Source organism: Lentzea sp. NPDC060358, from assembly GCF_042725365.1.
In the GTDB taxonomy this organism is placed as follows: Bacteria; Actinomycetota; Actinomycetes; order Mycobacteriales; family Pseudonocardiaceae; genus Lentzea.
Window position 1 is genome coordinate 52634 of the sequence record NZ_JBHXCW010000011.1, and the last position, 18941, is coordinate 71574.

An 18941-nucleotide genomic window follows, 5' to 3' on the forward strand; every position below is an offset into this window, starting at 1 on the left:
CGATCTCCTCCCGCGCGGGTGAAGCAGGACGGAACGATTCAGTCCAGCGGCCGGTAGCCGAACCCGGAGAAATCGGCCCACGACTCGCCGGAGGCGCCGGACCCGGTCGCGTAGAGTCCGATGTGGACGCCGGTGAACCCGCCCGCGACCGGCGTGCTGAGCACCCGCCCGTCGAACGGCTCGCCCAGCGGCTGCCAGACCGCGGACCCCTTCGCGACGAACGCCTGATGACTCTGCCCCCGCGCCTCGAACGCGAGCCGCACCACGCCGTCACCGGTCTCGGTCCGGCCGAGCAGCTCGTCGCGCCCGCCCGCGCGCAGCACCAGGGTGACCTCTCCCCCGGCGCCGAGCAGCAGCCGGACGTGGTGTTCGTCGTTCTGCAGCAGCACGAGCCCGGCGGCCTCGCCCGGCCCACCGGGGCGGAACTCGAGCGCGCACGACACGTGGAAGTCCTGGTGCTGCTGCCGGCGCAGCACGATGCTGGGGTTGACCCGCTCCGCGATCGTCTCGGGCCGCACCTTCAGCCGCAGGTGACCGGGGCGGTCGGTCAGCGACCAGAACGGCTCCTCCGGCGTCCGCAGGAACATCCACTCCCCGCCGAGCTCGGCCGACGAGAACGGCTCGGGAGCCTCGGGCCACGGGTGCGCGGGCAGGTCCGGGACGGGGTAGGACTCCTCGACCCGGCCGGTGCCGGGGCTGAACACCGGTCCGCCGGCCTCCCACTCGACCGGCACGAGGAACGTCTCGCGGCCGAGGTTGTAGTAGTAGCCGCCGTACGGGCGGACGGCGAGCAGGACGGCGTACCACTGGCCGTGCTGGGTCTGCACCAGGTCCGCGTGTCCCACGGCGGCGATCGGGAAAGACCGGCCGAGGTGGCGGTGGGACAGCACGGGGTTGATCTTGGAGGGGACGTACGGGCCGGTGATGTCGTCGGAGAACGCCACGACGACGGAGTGCTCGAAGTCCGTGCCGCCCTCCGCGCACACCATCGCGTAGCGACCATCCACCTTGAACAGGTGGGGTGCTTCGAGCCAGACCGAGCCGCGCACGATGCCGGTGAGCACGACGTGCTCCTCCCCGACCAGCTCCAGCTTCGCGGGGTCGAACTCGCGCAGGTAGATCTCGTTGCGGCCGTTCTCGATCTCGCGGGTCGCCGTCCACCACGCGCGGCCGTCGTCGTCGAAGAACAGCGACGGGTCGAATCCCGCCGCCTCGGGCAGCCACTGCGGCTCCGACCAGTCACCGGCCGGATCGGTGGCCGTCACGACGAAGTTGCCGGACTCGCGCGTGCCGTGGACGAGCGTGCACACCACGTAGAACACGCCGTCGTGGTGGCGGATCGTCGGCGCGTAGAGCCCGCCGGAGGCCTGCACGCCCTGCAAGGGCAGCTGCGAGGGGCGGTCCAGCACGTGGCCGGTCTGCCGCCAGTGCACCAGATCGCGGCTGTGGTAGACCGGCAGTCCGGGGAAGTACTCGAACGTCGAGGTGACCAGGTAGTAGTCGTCACCGGCCCTGCACACCGAGGGGTCGGGGTGCGAGCCGGTCAGGATCGGGTTCGCGAACTGTGCCAAGGGGAGCTCCCACGCGTGTCCCGGGCACGTTCTGGGGTGCGCAGCCGGGACCGGTGCCGCCTGCCCACGGCTGGTCCCGGCTGCGCGGGTGCTGCGGCGGTCCGCCGGATCGTCGCAGAGGTCCTCGTCCCGGAGTTTCGGTTGTCTGGCGGAGGCCCAGAGGCTCCCGTGTGCGTCCGGTTCGTGTCAATCGTTGTCGATAACGTTCCACACTACTCCAGCACCCACCAGTTGAGACGGAGCCCTCATCTTCGCGGGCACCATTTCGGCGGGCAGCGAAAGGGAAATCGCGCTTCGACCGATTCGATCACCGCGTCGTCGAACTCCCGGTTCGAAGCCAACGTGCCCGGCGCGTGAGGCAACCCTGCATTCCCCCGAACCGAGGGAGTTTTGCCCTGTCCCGAAACAAGTGGTGGGCGAGCGCGCTCCTGCTCGCACTGGTGTCCGGCGGCGGCCGGCGCGGGCCCCCGGACCATGGCGTGCGGCGACCGCTCCTACAGCGCCGACGCCGTGCTCAGCGGCAGCACGTGGACCGCCCGCAACGCCAGCCGGACCGTCCACACCGGAACCGACATGCGCGCGGCGGTCCAGGCGGCGATCGCGAGCCTGACCTCCGGCCGCACGTCCAAGCAGTGGGTCCTGGTGCGCGGCAACGGTTCCGTGAGCGCCGGCTCCCGGATCTCGTTGCCCAGCCACACCGGGATCGACGTCTGCGGCACGATCGACGTGACCGGCTCCGGTTCCGGCGGCCAGGCCCCGATCTACTCCCGCGGCACCCGTGACGTGGAGGTCGGGCACCTGTCGGTCACCGGCCGCCCGCTCTACGGGATCTTCCTGCGCAACGTGGACAACGTCGTGCTGGGCCAGATCGACATGCGCCTGTCCGCGGGTCTCGGCGTGCGCATCGACAACCGCGGCGACACGAGCGTCCGCAGCTGCAACATCAGGATCGACACCGTGCACGTGTCCGGCGCGAGCAGCCACGCGGTGGAGACCTACGGCGTGGACGGCCTGAGCGTCGGCACGGTGACGGCACGCAACGTCGGGGAGTCCGGCCTGCTGCTCAACGAGACGATCAACGCGACCGTCGGCACCGTGGACGCCGAGAACGCGGGCTCCGGCACCGGGTACGCCGCCTTCCGCACGGCCAACCGCAACGGCCGCATCGGCAGCAGCTACGCCACCAACATCCGCGTCGGCACGGTGAAGGCCCGTGGCGGCGGCCGCGGCGTGTTCTGCGTGTCGGAGAGCGGCGGCCTGACGATCGACCGGCTCGACCTCGCGAGCACCGGCAACAACGCCGTGCTGGTCGAGAACTGCCACAACTTCGTGCTCGCGGCGCAGAGCGGCACCGTGTCCGGCGGCGGCGAGATCCGCCTGGCCGCGCACACGGAGTTCCCGAACAACAGCGACATCACCGTGCAGAACCTGACGGTGACGAACTCGTCGGTGCGCGAAAGCCCGTGCGGCACCAACACGACGTTCCGCAACATCGTGCTGAACAACAACAGCACGATGAACGTCTGTCCCTAAGCGGGCTGGAACACCGGCGGTTCGTCGGCCGCCAGGTCGTCCGGCAGCCGCACCCCCTGGTGCCGCGGCACGAGCTCCGACTGCAGCACGATCGCCGCGGCGCCGATCGCGGCCGCCGACGCGGCCGACGGTGACAGCCGCACCGCGACCGGGTGCGCGGCGAACGCGCGGTCGAGCTCCTCCCGCAGCACCGGGAGGTAGACCGAGCCCGCGATCGCGAAGCTCGGACCGGTGAGCACCAGCGCCTCCAGGTCCAGCGCGTTCGCGAGCGTCCTGGCGGCGGCCGCGACGTACCGCGCCGACCGCTCCAGCAGGGCCAGCGCCCGCGCGTCGCCCTGGCGGGCGGCCCTGCTGATCGCCGCGAAGTCGGCGGCGACCGGGGCACGGGGGCGGGTCCGGGCGCCGGTCAGGCCCGCCGCGCGGGACAGCGCCCTGTCCCGCCGCGCCGCCGCGACCACGGCGGCGGGACCGGCCAGCACCTCCAGGCACCCGCGCCCTCCGCACGGGCACGGCGGGCCGTCGACGTCGAGGCAGGCGTGGCCGATCGCGCCGGCGTGACCGCTCGGGCCGCGGTGCGTCGTGCCGCCGAGCAGCACCCCGGCGCCGATCTCCGACCCCATGTAGAGGGCTGCGAACGTCGCCGTCACCCCGACGCCGCCGGACCAGTGCTCGCCGATGGCCGCCGCCGTGGCGTCGTTGTCGAGCACGACCGGCAGTCCCGTGGCTCGTTCGAGCTCCGGGCCGAACCGCGCCGGGCGCGCGGACACCAGTCCCAGGCCGAGGATTCGACCGCGTTCGACACCGGCGCTGTCGATCAACGCGTCCACCTCGCGGGCCATCCTCGCGACGACGGCCGCGGGTTCCTCGCGTGCGGCGCCGGCGCGGGAGATGCGGGCGACGACCGCGCCGCCCAGGTTCGTGAGCACGTAGGTGATCCGCGCGTCGTCGAGGTGCACGCCGATCGCGTACCGGGCGAAGTGGTTGAGCTGCAACATGACCCGGCGCTTGCCGCCGGTCGACTCGGCGTGCCCGGTCTCGGCGACCAGGCCCTCGTCGATCAGGCCGCGCACGACCGTGGAGATCGTCCCGCCGGTCAGCCCGCTCGCGTTGACCAGGCCGACCCGGCTGATCGTGCCCGCCGCGCGGACCAGGTCCAGCACGGCCGCCCTGGTGCTCGCGCGGGTCGCCCGCACCGGTCCGCTCACGCCGTTTCCCCTTGCCCTGTCGTCGAACGACGAAATTTGTTCATCGACAACCCGGTGTCAAGTAAAGCATTTCGAAGCGTTGACTTTCTTTGTTTGACAACTGAAGAATCTCGGCCGCAGCAACCCAGCCACGGGGAGGATCGACGATGTTCCTGCTGAAGCGGCTCTGCGCACTGGGTCTGACGGTGGTCGTCGCGGCGGGCTGTGCCGCGGCGGGCGGCGGCCGGGCCGACGACACGCTCGTCGTCTACACCGGCCAGGCCGGCGACTTCCAGCTCAACTTCAACCCCTACGCCCCGACCCAGATCGAGGGCCCGGGCACGATCCACGAACCGCTGTTCTTCTACAACATCGCGACCGACCAGCCGCCGAAACCGCTGCTCGGCAAGACGTTCGAGTGGAACTCCGGCGGCACCGAGCTGTCCGTCAGCCTGCGCGACGACGTCACCTGGTCCGACGGGGAGAAGTTCACCGCGGAGGATGTCGTCTTCACTCTCGGCATGGTCGCGAAGACCCCGGCCATGAACAAGACCGGCTTCAAGGGCACGGCCACCGCCGTCGACGACACCCACGTGGTCGTGAAGTTCCCCGAACCGTCCTTCATGGACGGACCGCAGGTGCTCGGCCAGCTGTGGATGATGCCCGAGCACATCTGGAAGAACTACTCCTCCCCCGCCACCGAGGTGAACCGGAACCCGGTCGGCACCGGCCCGTTCACGCTCGGCGACTTCAAGGCGCAGTCGTTCACGCTGAAGGCGAACCCGAGGTACTGGGGCGGTGAGCCCGCGGTCAAGCAGGTCCGCTACCTGTCGCTGTCGGGCAACCAGGCCGGGGTCGACGCGCTCAAGGCCGGGTCGGTCGACTGGCAGACAGGTCCCGTCCCCGACATCGGGGACGTCGAGAAGAACTACCCCGGCTACCGGGCGATCACGTTGCCGCTCAACCAGGTCGCGCTCTTCACCTGCTCCAACGCGCAGCTCGGTTGCCAGGGCGCGCAGACCGACCCCGCCGTGCGCCGGGCGATCTACCACGGCATGAACCGGACGCAGATCAACTCCCTGGCGTTCCAGAACGTCAACAGCGAGATGTCTCCCGGCTTCGCGCTCCTGCCGCGCGACAACGCGCTCGTGTCGAGCAAGCTCACCGACCGCCTCGCACCGATGAACCCGGACGTCGCCAAGGCCGGCGAACTGCTCACCGCCGCCGGCTACGTCAAGGGCGCCGACGGCATCTACGCCAAGGACGGCACACCGCTGGCGCTGACCGTGAAGGTCGTCGCCGGCTGGACCGACTACATCACCGCGCTGGAGACGATCAGCCAGCAAATGCTGCGGATCGGCATCAAGCTCACCCCGCAGCAGCTGTCGTGGAACGAGTGGGCCGACGCGCGCGGCCGCGGCCAGTACGAGCTGCTGATCGACTCGGTGGAGCAGGGCCCGGCGCCGGACCCGTTCTACACCTACAGCTACTTCTTCTCCACGGCGACGACGGCGCCGGTCGGGCAGACCGCCACGCCGAACTTCTCCCGGTTCAGCAACGCGGTCGTCGACCGGGCCGTCGCCGAGCTCAAGAAGACCGACAGCGGCGACGCCTCGCGGCAGCAGCACTACGACGCGATCCAGGTCGAGCTGGAGAAGTCGATGCCGTACATCCCGGTGCTCACCGGCGGCATCCCGAGCGAGTACAACGCCCGGGGCTTCACGGGCTGGCCGACGAAGGACGACCTCTACGCGTTCCCCGCCGTCTGGAAGCGGCCGGACGCGTCGCAGGTGTACGTGAAGCTCAAGCCAGCGGGCCGGTGACATGGGCTACCACCTGCGCAAGCTCGCGTTCTACCTGACCGCGCTGTGGGCGGCGGTGACGCTGAACTTCGTCATCCCGCGGCTGCTGCCGGGCAACCCGGTGGACGTCCTGATGGCCAAGCTCCAGCAGCGCGGCGGCAGCGTCGACCCCGCCGCGCGCCAGGCCTACGAGACGCTGCTCGGCACCGGCGGGCGCGAGTCGTTCGCCGAGGAGTACCTGGCGTACCTGGGCAACCTGCTGCGCGGCGAGCTCGGGGTGTCGGTCAGCGCGTTCCCCGCCGAGGTGTCCGAGGTGATCGCGGGCTCGCTGCCGTGGACGGTCGTGCTGGTCGGGCTCGCGACGCTGCTGTCGTTCCTGCTCGGGGTCGGTCTCGGCGCCGTCGCCGGGTGGAAGCGCGGCACGTGGCTCGACTCGCTCGTGCCCGCCACCACGATGTTGTCGGCGGTGCCGTACTTCTGGCTCGCGCTGATCCTGGTCGCGGCGCTCTCGTCCGGTCTCGGCTGGTTCCCGCTGAACGGCGGCTACGACGTCGTCCTCGACCCCGGCTGGAGCGTCGAGTTCCTCGGCTCGGCGCTCTACCACGGCACGCTGCCCGCGCTGACGATCGTGCTGTCGTCGGTCGGCGGCTGGCTGCTGGGGATGCGCAACATGATGGTGTCGGCGATGGCGGAGGACTACGTGCTCACCGCGCGGGCCAAGGGACTGCGCGGCAGCCGGGTGATGGTCCGGTACGCGGCCCGCAACGCCGTGCTGCCGTCGGTGGCCGGGTTCGCCATCTCGCTCGGGTTCGTGGTGTCCGGGTCCATCGTCACCGAGCAGGTCTTCTCCTACCCCGGCATCGGCTCGAAGCTGCTGCAAGCGGTGCAGAACAACGACTACGCGCTCATGCAGGGCATCTTCCTGGTGATCACGATCGCGGTGCTCGGCGCCAACCTCGTCGTCGACCTGCTGTACGGCCTGGTCGACGCCCGCACGAGGGATCGGAGCGCGGTGTCGTGACCCGGTCCCCCAAGCTCGTCACCGGCCTGGCGCTCGCCGGCCTGGTCGTCCTCTTCGGACTCCTCGGCCCGCTGCTCACCGGCGACCCCGCCCTGATCAGGGACAGCGGTCTCACCCCTCCCGGCGGCGAGCACGTCCTCGGCACCACGACCACCGGCCAGGACGTGCTGGCGCAACTGGCCCACGCCACCCGCGGCTCGTTGTGGATCGGCCTGCTCGTCGGGGTCGTGGCCACGCTGCTGGCCGGGTTCTTCGGCATTGTCGGCGCGTACGCGGGCGGTGTCGTGGACGAGGTCTTCTCGCTGTTCTCCAACGTGGTGCTGGTGATCCCGGGCCTGCCGCTGGTGATCGTGGTCGCCGGGTTCGTGCCGGCCGAGCAGCGCGGCACGTCCACGATCGCCCTGGTGCTCGCCGTGACCGGCTGGGCGGCGGCCGCCCGCGTGCTGCGCGCGCAAACGTTGTCGTTGCGCACCAGGGACTACGTGGCGGCGGCACGGGTCTCCGGTGAGAAGACCTGGCGGGTGATCGGCGTGGAGATCCTGCCGAACCTGCTGCCGGTCCTCGCCGCGCAGTTCGTGTTCGCCGTCGTGCTGGCCGTCCTCAGCGAGGCCGGGCTGTCGTTCCTCGGCCTGGGCGCGGCCGACTCGTCGACGCTGGGCACGATGCTCTACTACGCGCAGAACGGGTTCGCGCTGCAACGCGGGGCGTGGTGGTGGTTCGTGCCGCCCGGTCTGGTGATCGCGCTGTTCGGGGGCGCGCTGGCGCTCGTCAACTTCAGCATCGACGAGCTCGTCGACCCGGCGCTGCGCGACCTGGCCCGGCGGCGGCGCGACGTCGTGCGGGCCGACCACCTGCCGCCCGAACCCGGTGCGGTGCTGACGATCCGCGGCCTGAACGTCGTCTACCAGGGCGCCACACCGGTGCACGCGGTCAAGGACGTCTCGCTGACCCTGCGCCGCGGTGAGATCCTCGGCCTGGCCGGCGAGTCCGGGTGCGGCAAGACCACCCTGGCCTACGCGATCAACCGGCTGCACCGGCCACCGGCCGAGGTCACGTCCGGGTCCGTCGTGTTCGGGGACGTCGACGTGCTCGCGCTGGACGCGGAGGAGCTCCGGCGGTTCCGCTGGGCCCGGCTGTCGATGGTGTTCCAGGGCGCGATGAACTCGCTGAACCCGGTCACGACGGTCCGCGCGCAACTGACGGACGTCCTCACCACCCACCGCCCCGGCCTGTCCACTTCGGACCGGGAGGCGCGGTGCGCGGAGGTGCTGCGGCTCGTCGGCGTCGACCCGGCACGGCTCGCGGCCTACCCGCACGAGCTGTCCGGCGGCATGCGGCAGCGGGTGGTGATCGCGATGGCGCTGCTGCTCGAACCGGAGGTCATGATCATGGACGAGCCGACCACCGCGCTGGACGTCCTGGTGCAGCGGGAGATCCTGAACGAGATCAAGCGGCTGCGCGACGAGCTCGGGTTCGCCGTCGTCTTCATCACCCACGACCTGCCGCTGCTGCTGGAGATCAGCGACCGGATCGCGGTGATGCGCGACGGCGAGGTCGTCGAGCACGCCGGTGCCGAGGACCTCTACCGGCGGCCGGCGCACCCCTGCACCCGGCAGCTGCTGGACTCGTTCCCCAGCCTGACCGGAGAAGCGGGAGCGGTGAACCGATGACCACTCTCGAAGTGCGCGGCCTGACCAAGACCTACCACGGGGTCCGCGCGGTCGACGACGTGTCGTTCACCGTCGCCGCCGGGAGCACCGTCGCCCTGGTCGGCGAGTCCGGGTCCGGCAAGTCCACCCTCGCGCGGATGATCGCCGCGCTGGTCCGGCCGACGGCCGGGGAGGTCGTGCTGACCGGGCCGGACGGCGCGCGGGTGCCCCGGCGCTCCTACCGCGACCACGTGCAGATGATCTTCCAGGACCCGTTCGCGTCGCTGAACCCGTTCCACACGGTCGCCCACCACCTCGCCCGGCCGTTGCGGCTGCACGGGAAGTCGGCCGACGAGATCCCGCACCTGCTGGAACGGGTGAGCCTCGACCCCGCTCTCGCGTCCCGGCGCCCGCACGAGCTCTCCGGCGGCCAGCGCCAGCGCGTCGCGATCGCCCGCGCGCTCGCCCCCGGCGCCGGGGTGGTCGTCGCCGACGAACCGGTGTCCATGCTGGACGTCTCGATCCGGCTCGGAGTGCTCACGCTGCTCGACCGCCTGCGGCAGGAGGAGGACCTGGCCCTGCTCCACATCACGCACGACCTGGCGACCGCCCGCCACTTCTCCGACGAGGTCCTGGTGCTGCACCGCGGCCGCGTCGTCGAACGAGGGCCGAGCGACGACGTGCTCCTGCGTCCCCGGGACCCCTACACCCGGTCGCTCGCCGCCGCCGCACCGAACCCGGAAAACCGCTTCCGCCTGGAGGGTCCGTCTTGATCCGGCAGCACCTGCACGACGGCTGGCAGCTCACCACGACGACCAGCGAGGTGCCGGACAACGTCCGGGGCCGCACGGTCCCCGCGACCGTGCCCGGCAGCACGCACCTGGACCTGCTGGCGTCCGGGCTGATCACCGACCCGTTCCTCGACCGGGCCGAGTCGGAGCTGACCTGGGCGCACCGCGCGGACTGGCGCTACCGCACCACGTTCCTCGCCTCCGCCACCTCGGACGACCGGGCCGACCTCGTGTTCGAGGGCCTGGACACGGTCGCCGCGGTCGAGCTGAACGGGCACCTGCTCGGCCGGACCGCGAACATGCACCGCAGCCACCGCTTCGACGTGCGGGAGCACCTCGTGGACGGCGCCAACGACCTGGTGGTGTCGTTCTCGTCCGCGCTGGCCCACGCGGAGAAGGCCGAAGCCGCGCTGGGACACCGGCCGCACGTGAACGCCCACCCGTTCAACATGGTCCGCAAGATGGCGTGCAGCTTCGGCTGGGACTGGGGACCGGACCTGCAGACCGCCGGCATCTGGCGGCCGGTGCGGCTGGAACGCTGGCACACCGCGAGGTTCGCCCAGGTCCGTCCGGTCGTGACCGTCGCGGGCGCGCAGGGCCGGGTCGAGGTGCACGCCGTGGTCGACTGGGCGCGGCCCGAGGACCTGACGCTGCGGATCGCCGTGGGCGCCGCGGAGTGCACCGTGCTCGTGCCCGCCGGGCAGACCTCGGTGACCGCGCGACTGGACGTCCCCGGCGTCGCGCTGTGGTGGCCGGCCGGGTACGGCGCCCAGCCGCTGCACGACCTCTCCGTCACGGTGCACGGGTCCGCCGGCCTGCTCGACAGCTACGAGAAGCGGATCGGGTTCCGCACGATCACCGTCGACACCACGCCCGACGAGATCGGCACCCCGTTCACCGTCGTGGTCAACGACCAGCCGGTCTTCGTCAAGGGCGCCAACTGGATCCCCGACGACCACTTCCTCACCCGGATCACCCGCGACCGGCTCGCCCGCCGCGTCGACCAGGCGGTGGGCGCGCACGTCAACCTGCTGCGGGTCTGGGGCGGCGGCATTTACGAGTCCGACGACTTCTACGACGTCTGCGACGAACGCGGAGTGCTGGTGTGGCAGGACTTCCCGCTCGCGTGCGCCGCCTACCCCGAGGAGGAGCCGCTGCGCGGGGAGATCGAGGCCGAGGCCCGCGAGAACGTCGTGCGCCTGATGCCGCACGCGTCGCTCGCGCTGTGGAACGGCGGCAACGAGAACCTGTGGGGCTTCGCCGACTGGGGCTGGCCGGAACGGCTCGACGGCCGCACGTGGGGCCTCAGGTACTACGACGAGCTGCTGCCCGCGATCGTGGCGGAGCTCGACCCGGCCCGGTTCTACTGCCCCGGCAGCCCCTACGGCGGCCCGCACCCGAACTCGCCCGACCACGGCACGCGCCACGAGTGGGAGGTGTGGAACAGGGTCGGCCCCGAGCACTACCGCGACCACGTCCCGCGGTTCTGCGCGGAGTTCGGCTTCCAGGGCCCGCCGACGTGGCCGACGCTCACCCGCTGGGTCCACGACGAGCCGCTCACCCCGACGTCGCCGAGCTTCCTCGCGCATCAGAAGGCCGAGTCCGGCGACGACAAGCTCACCCGCGGCCTCGCCGGACGCGTGCCGGAGAGGTTCGAGGACTGGCACTGGGCCACGCAGCTCGCGCAGGCCCGCGCGGTCGCCCTCGGCATCGAGCACTTCCGCTCGTGGTGGCCGCGCACCGCGGGCGCCGTCGTGTGGCAGCTCAACGACTGCTGGCCCGTGACGTCGTGGGCGGCGATCGACAGCGAGGAACGGCTCAAGCCCCTCTGGTACGGCCTGCGCCACGCGTTCGCGCCGCGCCTGCTCACGTTCCAGCCGCGCGACGGCCGGCTGGTGCTGATCGCCGTGAACGACCACGACGAACCGTGGGACGCGCACGTGACGCTCGACCGCCAGACGTTCCGGGGAGTCACCCTGCACCTGACCAGACTGCGCCGGACGGTGCCGCCGAGGTCCGCGGTCACGATGGACCTCGACGAGGCGCTGCTGACGCCCGCGAACGAGGACGCGGAGGTGGTGGTGGCGACGACCGCCGAGGCCCGCGCGACCCACCTGTTCACCGAGGACCTGGCGTACGACCCGGCTCCCCTCACCGCACGGGCGCGAGCCGTGCACGGCGGCTACGAGGTGGAGGTCCGCTGCGAGTCGTTCGCCCGCGACGTCACGGTGCTCGCCGACCGCGTGGCGCCGGACGCCGTGGCGGACGACGCGCTGCTCTGCCTGCTGGCCGGCGAGACGCACGTGTTCCACGTCCGCACGGACGCGGCCGCCGACCCGGCGGCCTTCACCGGCCCGCTGGTCCTGCGCAGCGCCAACGACCTGCGCGCGGTGCCCGGTGCGCGCTGACTCGACGGGAGCGGTCGGCCTGGTGCTGGCGCGCCCGGCCCGGCTGCTCGGCGTCGAGCCGTTCTTCATGGAGTTCATCGCGGGCATCGAGGAACACCTGGCCTCCCGCGACCTGTCGGTGCTGCTGCACGTGGTCTCCGACCACGAGGCCGAGATCGCCGCGTACCGCCGCTGGGCGAGCCGCGGCCTGGTCGACGCCGTCGTGGTGGTGAACCCGGTGGCCGACGACCCCCGCCCGCCGGTGCTGCGCGACCTGGCGCTGCCGGCCGTGGTCGTCGGCGACTCGACGCTGCCGTGCGTGCGCACCGACCACGCGGGCCCGGTCGCCTCGGCGCTGGGCCACCTCCTCGGCCTGGGCCACCGCCGCATCGCGCGGGTCACCGGCCCCAGCTCGCTGCAGCACACCCGCGCCCGCACCGTCGCACTGCTCGAGGGCTGCGCGGCCGCGGGCGTGGAGCCGGTGCTCGTCGAGGGCGACTACTCGGAGGAGGCGGGCGCGAAGCTCACGACCGCCCTGCTCACCGGCCCGCGACCGCCCACCGCGATCCTGTACGACAACGACGTGATGGCCGTGGCGGGTCTGGCCGCCGCGGCCGCGCTCGGCGTAGCCGTGCCCGACCGGCTGAGCCTGGTGGCGTGGGACGACTCGACGCTGTGCCGCCTCGCCTCCCCCGCGCTGACCACGATGAGCGTGGACGTGCACCGGTTCGGGGTGACCGTGGCGGAGTCCCTGCTGGAACTGGTCGACGGGGTGCCCGTGGTCCAGCGCTGGTCGCCCACCGCTCGCTGCGTGCCGCGCGGCACGACGGCGTCCGCCTGAGTGCGACGAGACCGCTCCGCCTTTCGGGCGATCTTCTCCCGGGCTTGCCGGCACACCTAACGCGGCGGCGACGCGTCGCGATAGTCGGTGCGACCTGATCCGGCGGGGAGTGGTTCCGAGCCGTTCGGCGGCAACGGGAACCACGAGCGCCGGACCCGCGCATCGCCACGTGGTCCCGGTGCTGGCGGGCCCCATCCCCGGAAGGCCACCACATGACCGGACGGCGCACCGCGCGACCACGGCTGCGCCGGTGGGCGCTGATCCTGGGTGTCGGGACCACGGGCGTGGCAGCGGCCGTGGCGGCGAACCAGATCCTCGACGACAGCGGGTGGAGCTGGCCCTGGATCCCGGCCGCCGTGTTCTGCGGTGTCCTCGGGGCCTGGCTGGCCGCGCTCGCCACGCGCACCACGCCCGCGGGCGATCCCGGCCCCGGGGACGAACCGGCCGAGCGCCACCAGGTCCTCGGCACTGCCGCGACCGGCGTGCGCCCGGTGCCGCCCGCCGTCGTGCCCGCGCAACTCCGCCGCCCGCTCACCGGTTTCGCGGGACGTGCGGCCGAGACCGGGCAACTGCTCGAGGCGCTGGCACCGGAGTCCGGAACCGACCTCGTGCTCGTCACCGGCGCTCCCGGCGTCGGCAAGACCGAACTCGTCGTGCAGGCCGGCCACCAGGCGGGCAAGCGGCAGTGGTTCCCCGGCGGCATCGTGTCGTGCGACCTGCGCGGGTACGAGGACCGGCCGAAGACCGCCGTCGAGATCATGCGGCTGGTGCTCGACGCGCTGCAGGTCCCGGTGCGGGAGGACGGTGACGACGACGCGCTCGTCTCCACCTACCGGTCGACGCTCGCGGCCCGCCGGCCGATGCTCGTCATCCTGGACAACGCCGCGGACCACGCGCAGGTGGAACCGCTGCTGGCCGGGGCTTCCCAGCACAGGGTGCTGGTGACGTCGCGCCGGACGATCCCGTCCCTCGGCGGCAGGCTCGTCGTCCTGGACGTGCTGGCGGCCGCCGACGCCGTGGCGACGCTCGACCTCGTCCTGCGCACCGCACGACCGGGCGACTCGCGGATCACGGACGACCCCGCCGCCGCCGGGGAGGTCGCCGCGCAGTGCGGGCGCCTGCCGCTGGCGCTGCAGATCGCCGGCGCGTTGCTCGTCGACCGGCCGGGCACACCGGTGGCGGAGCTGGCGAAGGACCTGCGCGACGAGAGCGGGCGGCTCGGGCTCCTCGACGACCACCGCCGTGCGGTGCTCCCGGCGTTCGAGCTGTCCTACCGCACGCTGCCGGCCGGCCAGGCCCGGTTGTTCCGCCTGATCGCGGTCGCTCCCGGACAGGACATCGCGACCGCCGCCGCGGCGGCGCTGGTGGACCGGTCGGAGGCCGAGGTCCGCGCAGCCCTCGACGACCTGGCCGCCGGTCACCTCGTGGAGCAGCCCGCGCACGGTCGCTGGCGGCTGCACGACCTGCTCCGGCTGTTCGCCAGGCACCACGCCGAGGACCACCCGGAGGACGGCCGGCAGGACGCGCTGGAACGCCTGACCGCCCACTGCTCGACGGCGGCCGGCGAGGCGAACGCCCACCTCCTCGCCGCGGAGGGCGCGGAGGTGGTGTCCGGCTTCCCCACCCTGGCGGCCGCGCTGGCCTGGTTCGACCTGGAACGGGCGAACCTCGTCGCGATCGTGCTCGACCAGGACACCCCGCGGTCGCTGGAGCTGGCGTCCAGCCTGGTCCTGTACCTCAGCCACCGCAGGTACACCGAGGACCTCCGGCCGGTGTGCGCCACCGGCGTGCGGCTGGCCCGCCGCTTCGACCCCTCCGCGCAGGCCCTCTTCGTCCTGCACACCGGACTCCTGCTGCGCTACGAGCGCCGCTTCGACGAAGCTCTCGCGCAGTACGAGGAGGCGGAGGAGCTGTTCACGGCCGAGGGCCGGAGCCTCTGGCTCGTCGCCGGTGTCAACAGCGTGTGCGCGGTGCTGATCGAGACGGGGCAGTCCGGCGCGGCGATCGAGATGTGCACGTCGATCCTCGACACGCTCGACGGCAAGGACGACTCGGAGAACCTAGTCGGCGCCGCCCTCAACAACCTGGGTCTCGCGCTGCTGATGAACGGCGATGTCGACGAGGCGGCCGCGGCCCTGGAGAAGGCGGTTCCGCTGCTGCGCGATCACGGACCCCGCTCCCTCGGCGGGATCGCGCTCAACAACCTGGCCCTGGTGCGGCTGAACTCCGGGCAGACCGCGGCGGCCGTCGAGTCGGCGACCAGGGCGGTGCACGTCCTGGACGAGGTCGGCGACCGCGGCAACCTGACGATGGCGCTGTGCAACCTCGCGCTGGCGCACCTGCGCGCGGGAGCGCACGACGAGGTGCCCCCGCTGCTCGCCAGGGCCGAGGAGCTCGCCCGGCAGCTGGGGGACGACAGCAGGCTCGGCGACGTCTGGATGACCCGGGACCTGCTCGCGTACGGGCAGAAGCGGTACGCGGAGTCGTTGTACGCGGCCGAGCAGGCGCGAGCCCGCTACGCCGCCGCCGACAACGTCCCCTCCGAAGGCCAGGCCGCGTACAACCAGGCCTTCACCCTGCGCGAACTGGGCAGGCCGGAGGCAGCCGCCGCAGCGTTCCAGGACGCCGCACGCCTGCTGCTCGAGGGGCACAACCCCAAGGCGGCGGCGGACTCCCTGGACGAGCTCGCCGCCGAACGGCAGTCCCTGCGGCAGTTCGGCTCCACGCTGACAGCGCGTCTCATGGCCGCGGCCCTGCACTTCGAGAACGGCGCCGATGATCTCGAGGTGAGGGCGTACGACCGGGCCGCCAAGGTCATCGGCCGCGTGCGGGAGACCGATCTGACCGGACTCGCCACCCCACCGGCGGGCTTCGGCCGGGCCGGCGTGCTGTGGTGCGAACTGGGTCTGGTCCTCTGGAGGGTCGACCGCCACGACGAGGCGATCGCGGCGTTCGAGGACGAGGTGCGGCAGAGCACGGCGACCGGCGACCTCCGCCGCGTCAGCGGTGCCCTCGGGTGCCTGGCGGGGTGCCTGGCCGCGGTGGGACGGGCGGACGAGGCGGTGCGGGCGGGCCGCGAGGCCCTCGACGTCGCCGTTCGCTCGGGCGACCGGGCCCAGGAAGCCGCGGCCCTCACCAAGCTCGCCGTGGCGGAGGAGGCGGTGAGCGATCCGCAGGCGGGAGTGGAACCGCTGCTCCGCGCACTCGCGATCCTCGAGGAGATCGGGCGGGCCGACCGCGTCCCGCGCACGACCCTCGTGCTCGGCCACACGCTCTACCGGGCGGGCAGGACCGACGAGGCGATCGCGGCGTGGGAACGCGCCGCGCAGCTCGCCCGGGACGGACGGATGCGCAGGGTGGAGGCGGAAGCCTCACTGCAGTGCGCGGCCGTGCAGTGCGACGCGGAGGACTTCGACGGCGCGATCGTCCACGCCCGCCGGGCGCGGCACCTGCTCTTCCACTACGTGATCAGCGAGGACCACCGGGAGGAGTACCGGTGGTCCAAGATGGCCAATCAGATTCTCTACTTCTCCCTCAAGCGCCGGTTCTTCCGCAGGTTCGCGCGGTCCTGAGCGGTGCGGGCCACCCGCGACGCGCGTTGGTAGGTTCACCGGAACCGCTGCCGTTCGGAGTTCTGGGGAGTCCCGTGGACGAGGGAACGAACATCGTGATGGTCAACTCGGCCGGCCAGGTCCTGCTGTACCTGCGCGACGACAAGCCCACGATCGCCTTTCCGAACACGTGGTGCCTGCCCGGCGGGTACGTCGAACCGGGCGAGCAGCCGCACGAGTGCATCACGCGGGAGATCGAGGAGGAGATGGGCGTCGTGCTCGACTCCGTGCGGCCGCTCGTGTCCGCGACCCGGTCCTACGGCGTCGAGCACACGTTCTGGACCGAGGTGGAGCTGGACCTCGACGTCGTCGTGCTCACCGAGGGCCAGCGGCTGAGGTGGTTCACGCGCGACGAGGCCGCCTCGACCGCGCTCGGGTACGAGGACAACGCGGTCCTCGCTTCCTTCTTCGACCGGCAGGACCGCGCCGACCTGCCCGGCTGATCCACTTTTTCGCGCCGCCGAAGACGGCACGTTTTACTATTTCGTGCGCTACGCTCTTCGACATGAACTGCGCCTCCTGCGGCAAGCCGCTGCCGCCCCGCGCCGGATCTGGGCGAAACCGCCAGTACTGCGACGCCACGTGCCGCAGCGCCGCCCGCCGGCAGCGGGCGCACGTAAAGACTGAGTTGACAACCGCGCCGCGTCAAGCCATTGTTGACAGCGTGCCGGGCAGGCCGCTGGCCGCGGTGAGCGAGGCGTTGCGGGAGGTCCGCGACGCGGAAGCCCGCCTGCGGGACGCCGTCGAGGCGGCCAGGGAAGCCGGGCACACCTGGCAGGAGATCGGCGACCTGCTGGGGACGAGCCGGCAGGCCGCCTTCCAGCGGTTCGGGCGGCCGACGGATCCGACGACGGGCGCGTCGCTGGCGGTGCTGAAGCTGCCGGACGCGGTGCGTCGCGCGGAGGACCTCGTGGCGCTGGTCGTCGAGTGCCGGTGGCAGGACGTCGCCGGCGAGTTCGACGACCGCATGCGCGCCGAGGTCGACGAGGAGAAGTTGCAGGTCGCCTGGGCTCAGGTGGCCGGGTCGGTCGGCGGCTTCGAGCGGATGGGCAAGGCCTTCGCGTGGTCGGCGGGCGAGTACACGATCGTCCACGTGCCGCTGGCGTTCGAGGCCGGCGAACGGGTCGTGCAGGTCACCTACCGCGAGGACGGGCAGGTGGCCGGGCTGCTGATCCGCCTGCCGGAGCCGGGGTGAGCTACCGAGACGGGGGAACGATGAAGAGAGCTCTGACGACCGTGCTGGTGCTCCTGGCGACGTTGGTGGCACCGGCCGCCCACGCCGCCGGGGTGCCCACGGCGAGGGAACAGCTCGACTGGCTCGTGGACGCGAGCGGGCGGGTCCCGGTGTCCGACACCGAGATCCGCGAGCACGTCGCCGCGGTGCTGCTCGACGCGGCGGGCGGGCCGGCGGGTGTCAACGCCGCGCTGACCGGCCTGGGCCGCCTCGAGGTGACCCGGGTGGTCAGCGAGACCACCGCGCAGGTCCAGGCCGCGGTGCGCGGCACGGACGACTACCTGCTCGACCTGCACGTCGACCAGGCGGGCCTGGTCGACGGCCTGCGGGCCACACCGGACGCACCGGTGCCGGCGACGTGGCAGGAGCTCGACGCCCAACTCGCGGCGCTCGGCAGCCGCGTCTCGTTCGGCGCGTCGGAGATCATGCCGAACGGCCGCTGCCGCGACGTGCACGGCGTGCACGACGACGTGCAACGCCCGCTGGGCTCGGGCTTCAAGCTCTACGTGCTCGGCGCGCTCGGCAAGGCGGTCGCGCAACACCGGATGTCCTGGACCGACCAGCTCGCGGTCCGCGAGGACTGGAAGAGCCTGCCGTCGGGCGACCTGCAGAACCAGCCGGCCGGCACGAGGCTCCCGCTGACCACCTACGCCGACAAGATGATCTCGATCAGCGACAACACGGCCACCGACCACCTGGTCCACCACCTCGGCCGCGCCGCGGTGGAACGGCAGGTCACGGCGTTCGGCAACCAGCGTCCCCAGGCGAACGTCCCGTTCCTGACGACCAAGGCCATGTTCGAGCTGAAGGCGACCGCGCAGTACCCGGCGAGGGCCGACGCCTACCTGGCGCTCCCCCGCTGGGCGCGCCCGGCCGCGGTGGCGGGCCTCGAACGCCTCCCGCTCACCGGCCTGACCGGCTGGACCGAGCCGCGCAAGATCGACCAGATCGAGTGGTTCGGCTCGCCGGACGACATCTGCCGCGCGTTCTCGGGCCTGCGCGGGCTCGGCCAGCCGGAGATCGGGCACGCGCTGTCGATCAACGACGGCGGCCTGCGCCTCGACAGGGCGGCGTTCCCGGAGGTGTGGTTCAAGGGCGGCAGTGAACCGGGCGTGCTGACGCTGAACTACCTGGCGCGCACGGCGGACGGGCGCGTCTTCGTCGCCAGTGTCATGGTGTCGGACCCGGTGACGGCGCTGAACGAGGGTGTCGTGGCTGCTCGCGGGATCGCGGTGGCCAAGGGCGCGATGGCGTTGATGGCCGGCGCGTGACGGCGAGGACGTGACGGCACCGGCGGGTCTGACGACGGGTCAGGCC

The 18941-nt window shown here is 72.3% G+C and carries 13 protein-coding genes; 11 read left to right on the forward strand and 2 right to left on the reverse strand.

Annotation, left to right across the window (positions count from 1 at the left end; translation table 11 throughout):
* Positions 1–38: 38 nt before the first annotated feature.
* Positions 39–1571 carry a glycoside hydrolase family 43 protein gene (locus tag ACFWGZ_RS04225; protein ID WP_382450002.1) on the reverse strand — a complete coding sequence of 511 codons (1533 nt, stop codon included), beginning with the start codon at positions 1569–1571 and terminating at the stop codon, positions 39–41.
* A 474-nt stretch (positions 1572–2045) separates the two neighbouring features.
* Here ACFWGZ_RS04225 and ACFWGZ_RS04230 point away from each other — a divergent pair, with 474 nt between their 5' ends.
* Positions 2046–3104, forward strand: a complete 1059-nt coding sequence (locus tag ACFWGZ_RS04230; protein ID WP_382450003.1) for a hypothetical protein — start codon at positions 2046–2048, stop codon at positions 3102–3104.
* On the opposite strand, the gene ACFWGZ_RS04235 is transcribed toward ACFWGZ_RS04230, so the two are convergent.
* Positions 3101–4309, reverse strand: a complete 1209-nt coding sequence (locus ACFWGZ_RS04235; protein WP_382450004.1) for an ROK family protein — start codon at positions 4307–4309, stop codon at positions 3101–3103. The genes ACFWGZ_RS04230 and ACFWGZ_RS04235 overlap by 4 nt on opposite strands.
* 146 nt (positions 4310–4455) lie before the next feature.
* On the opposite strand from ACFWGZ_RS04235, the gene ACFWGZ_RS04240 reads away from it, so the two are divergent.
* The 10 genes from ACFWGZ_RS04240 (at position 4456) to ACFWGZ_RS04285 (ending at position 18895) form a co-directional block, all read left to right on the forward strand.
* Entirely contained in the window at positions 4456–6111 is a 1656-nt protein-coding gene (locus tag ACFWGZ_RS04240; protein ID WP_382450005.1) for an ABC transporter substrate-binding protein, read from the forward strand.
* Position 6112: 1 nt separating this feature from the next.
* Positions 6113–7111 carry an ABC transporter permease gene (locus ACFWGZ_RS04245; RefSeq protein WP_382450006.1) on the forward strand — a complete coding sequence of 333 codons (999 nt, stop codon included), beginning with the start codon at positions 6113–6115 and terminating at the stop codon, positions 7109–7111.
* Positions 7108–8781, forward strand: coding sequence for a dipeptide/oligopeptide/nickel ABC transporter permease/ATP-binding protein (locus ACFWGZ_RS04250; RefSeq protein WP_382450007.1), 1674 nt, complete (start codon positions 7108–7110; stop codon positions 8779–8781). The genes ACFWGZ_RS04245 and ACFWGZ_RS04250 overlap by 4 nt, the downstream gene beginning before the upstream one ends.
* A complete protein-coding gene (locus ACFWGZ_RS04255; RefSeq protein ID WP_382450008.1) occupies positions 8778–9533 on the forward strand; it encodes an ABC transporter ATP-binding protein in 756 nt (251 codons plus the stop codon). Before ACFWGZ_RS04250 ends, ACFWGZ_RS04255 begins: the two co-directional genes overlap by 4 nt.
* Positions 9530–11959: a glycoside hydrolase family 2 protein gene (locus tag ACFWGZ_RS04260; RefSeq protein ID WP_382450009.1), complete on the forward strand. Its 2430-nt coding sequence runs from the start codon at positions 9530–9532 to the stop codon at positions 11957–11959. Before ACFWGZ_RS04255 ends, ACFWGZ_RS04260 begins: the two co-directional genes overlap by 4 nt.
* Complete coding sequence (locus tag ACFWGZ_RS04265; RefSeq protein ID WP_382450010.1) at positions 11949–12779, forward strand: LacI family DNA-binding transcriptional regulator; 831 nt, start codon at positions 11949–11951, stop codon at positions 12777–12779. The genes ACFWGZ_RS04260 and ACFWGZ_RS04265 overlap by 11 nt, the downstream gene beginning before the upstream one ends.
* A 212-nt stretch (positions 12780–12991) precedes the next feature.
* Positions 12992–16351 (forward strand): tetratricopeptide repeat protein, encoded by a 3360-nt coding sequence (locus tag ACFWGZ_RS04270; RefSeq protein WP_382450011.1) that lies wholly within the window; start codon positions 12992–12994, stop codon positions 16349–16351.
* Positions 16352–16425: 74 nt separating this feature from the next.
* A complete protein-coding gene (locus ACFWGZ_RS04275) occupies positions 16426–16833 on the forward strand; it encodes an NUDIX domain-containing protein (protein ID WP_382450012.1) in 408 nt (135 codons plus the stop codon).
* A 221-nt stretch (positions 16834–17054) separates the two neighbouring features.
* Complete coding sequence (locus ACFWGZ_RS04280) at positions 17055–17585, forward strand: DUF3887 domain-containing protein (RefSeq protein WP_382450013.1); 531 nt, start codon at positions 17055–17057, stop codon at positions 17583–17585.
* A 20-nt stretch (positions 17586–17605) separates the two neighbouring features.
* Complete coding sequence (locus ACFWGZ_RS04285) at positions 17606–18895, forward strand: serine hydrolase (RefSeq protein WP_382450014.1); 1290 nt, start codon at positions 17606–17608, stop codon at positions 18893–18895.
* Positions 18896–18941 lie beyond the last annotated feature (46 nt).

Excerpts from the sequence above, each read along its gene's own strand:
- ACFWGZ_RS04230 (WP_382450003.1), top strand. The coding sequence starts at position 2,046 with ATGGCGTGCGGCGACCGCTCCTACAGCGCCGACGCCGTGCTCAGCGGC.
- ACFWGZ_RS04240 (WP_382450005.1), top strand. The coding sequence starts at position 4,456 with ATGTTCCTGCTGAAGCGGCTCTGCGCACTGGGTCTGACGGTGGTCGTC.
- ACFWGZ_RS04245 (WP_382450006.1), top strand. The coding sequence starts at position 6,113 with ATGGGCTACCACCTGCGCAAGCTCGCGTTCTACCTGACCGCGCTGTGG.
- ACFWGZ_RS04255 (WP_382450008.1), top strand. The coding sequence starts at position 8,778 with ATGACCACTCTCGAAGTGCGCGGCCTGACCAAGACCTACCACGGGGTC.
- ACFWGZ_RS04270 (WP_382450011.1), top strand. The coding sequence starts at position 12,992 with ATGACCGGACGGCGCACCGCGCGACCACGGCTGCGCCGGTGGGCGCTG.
- ACFWGZ_RS04285 (WP_382450014.1), top strand. The coding sequence starts at position 17,606 with ATGAAGAGAGCTCTGACGACCGTGCTGGTGCTCCTGGCGACGTTGGTG.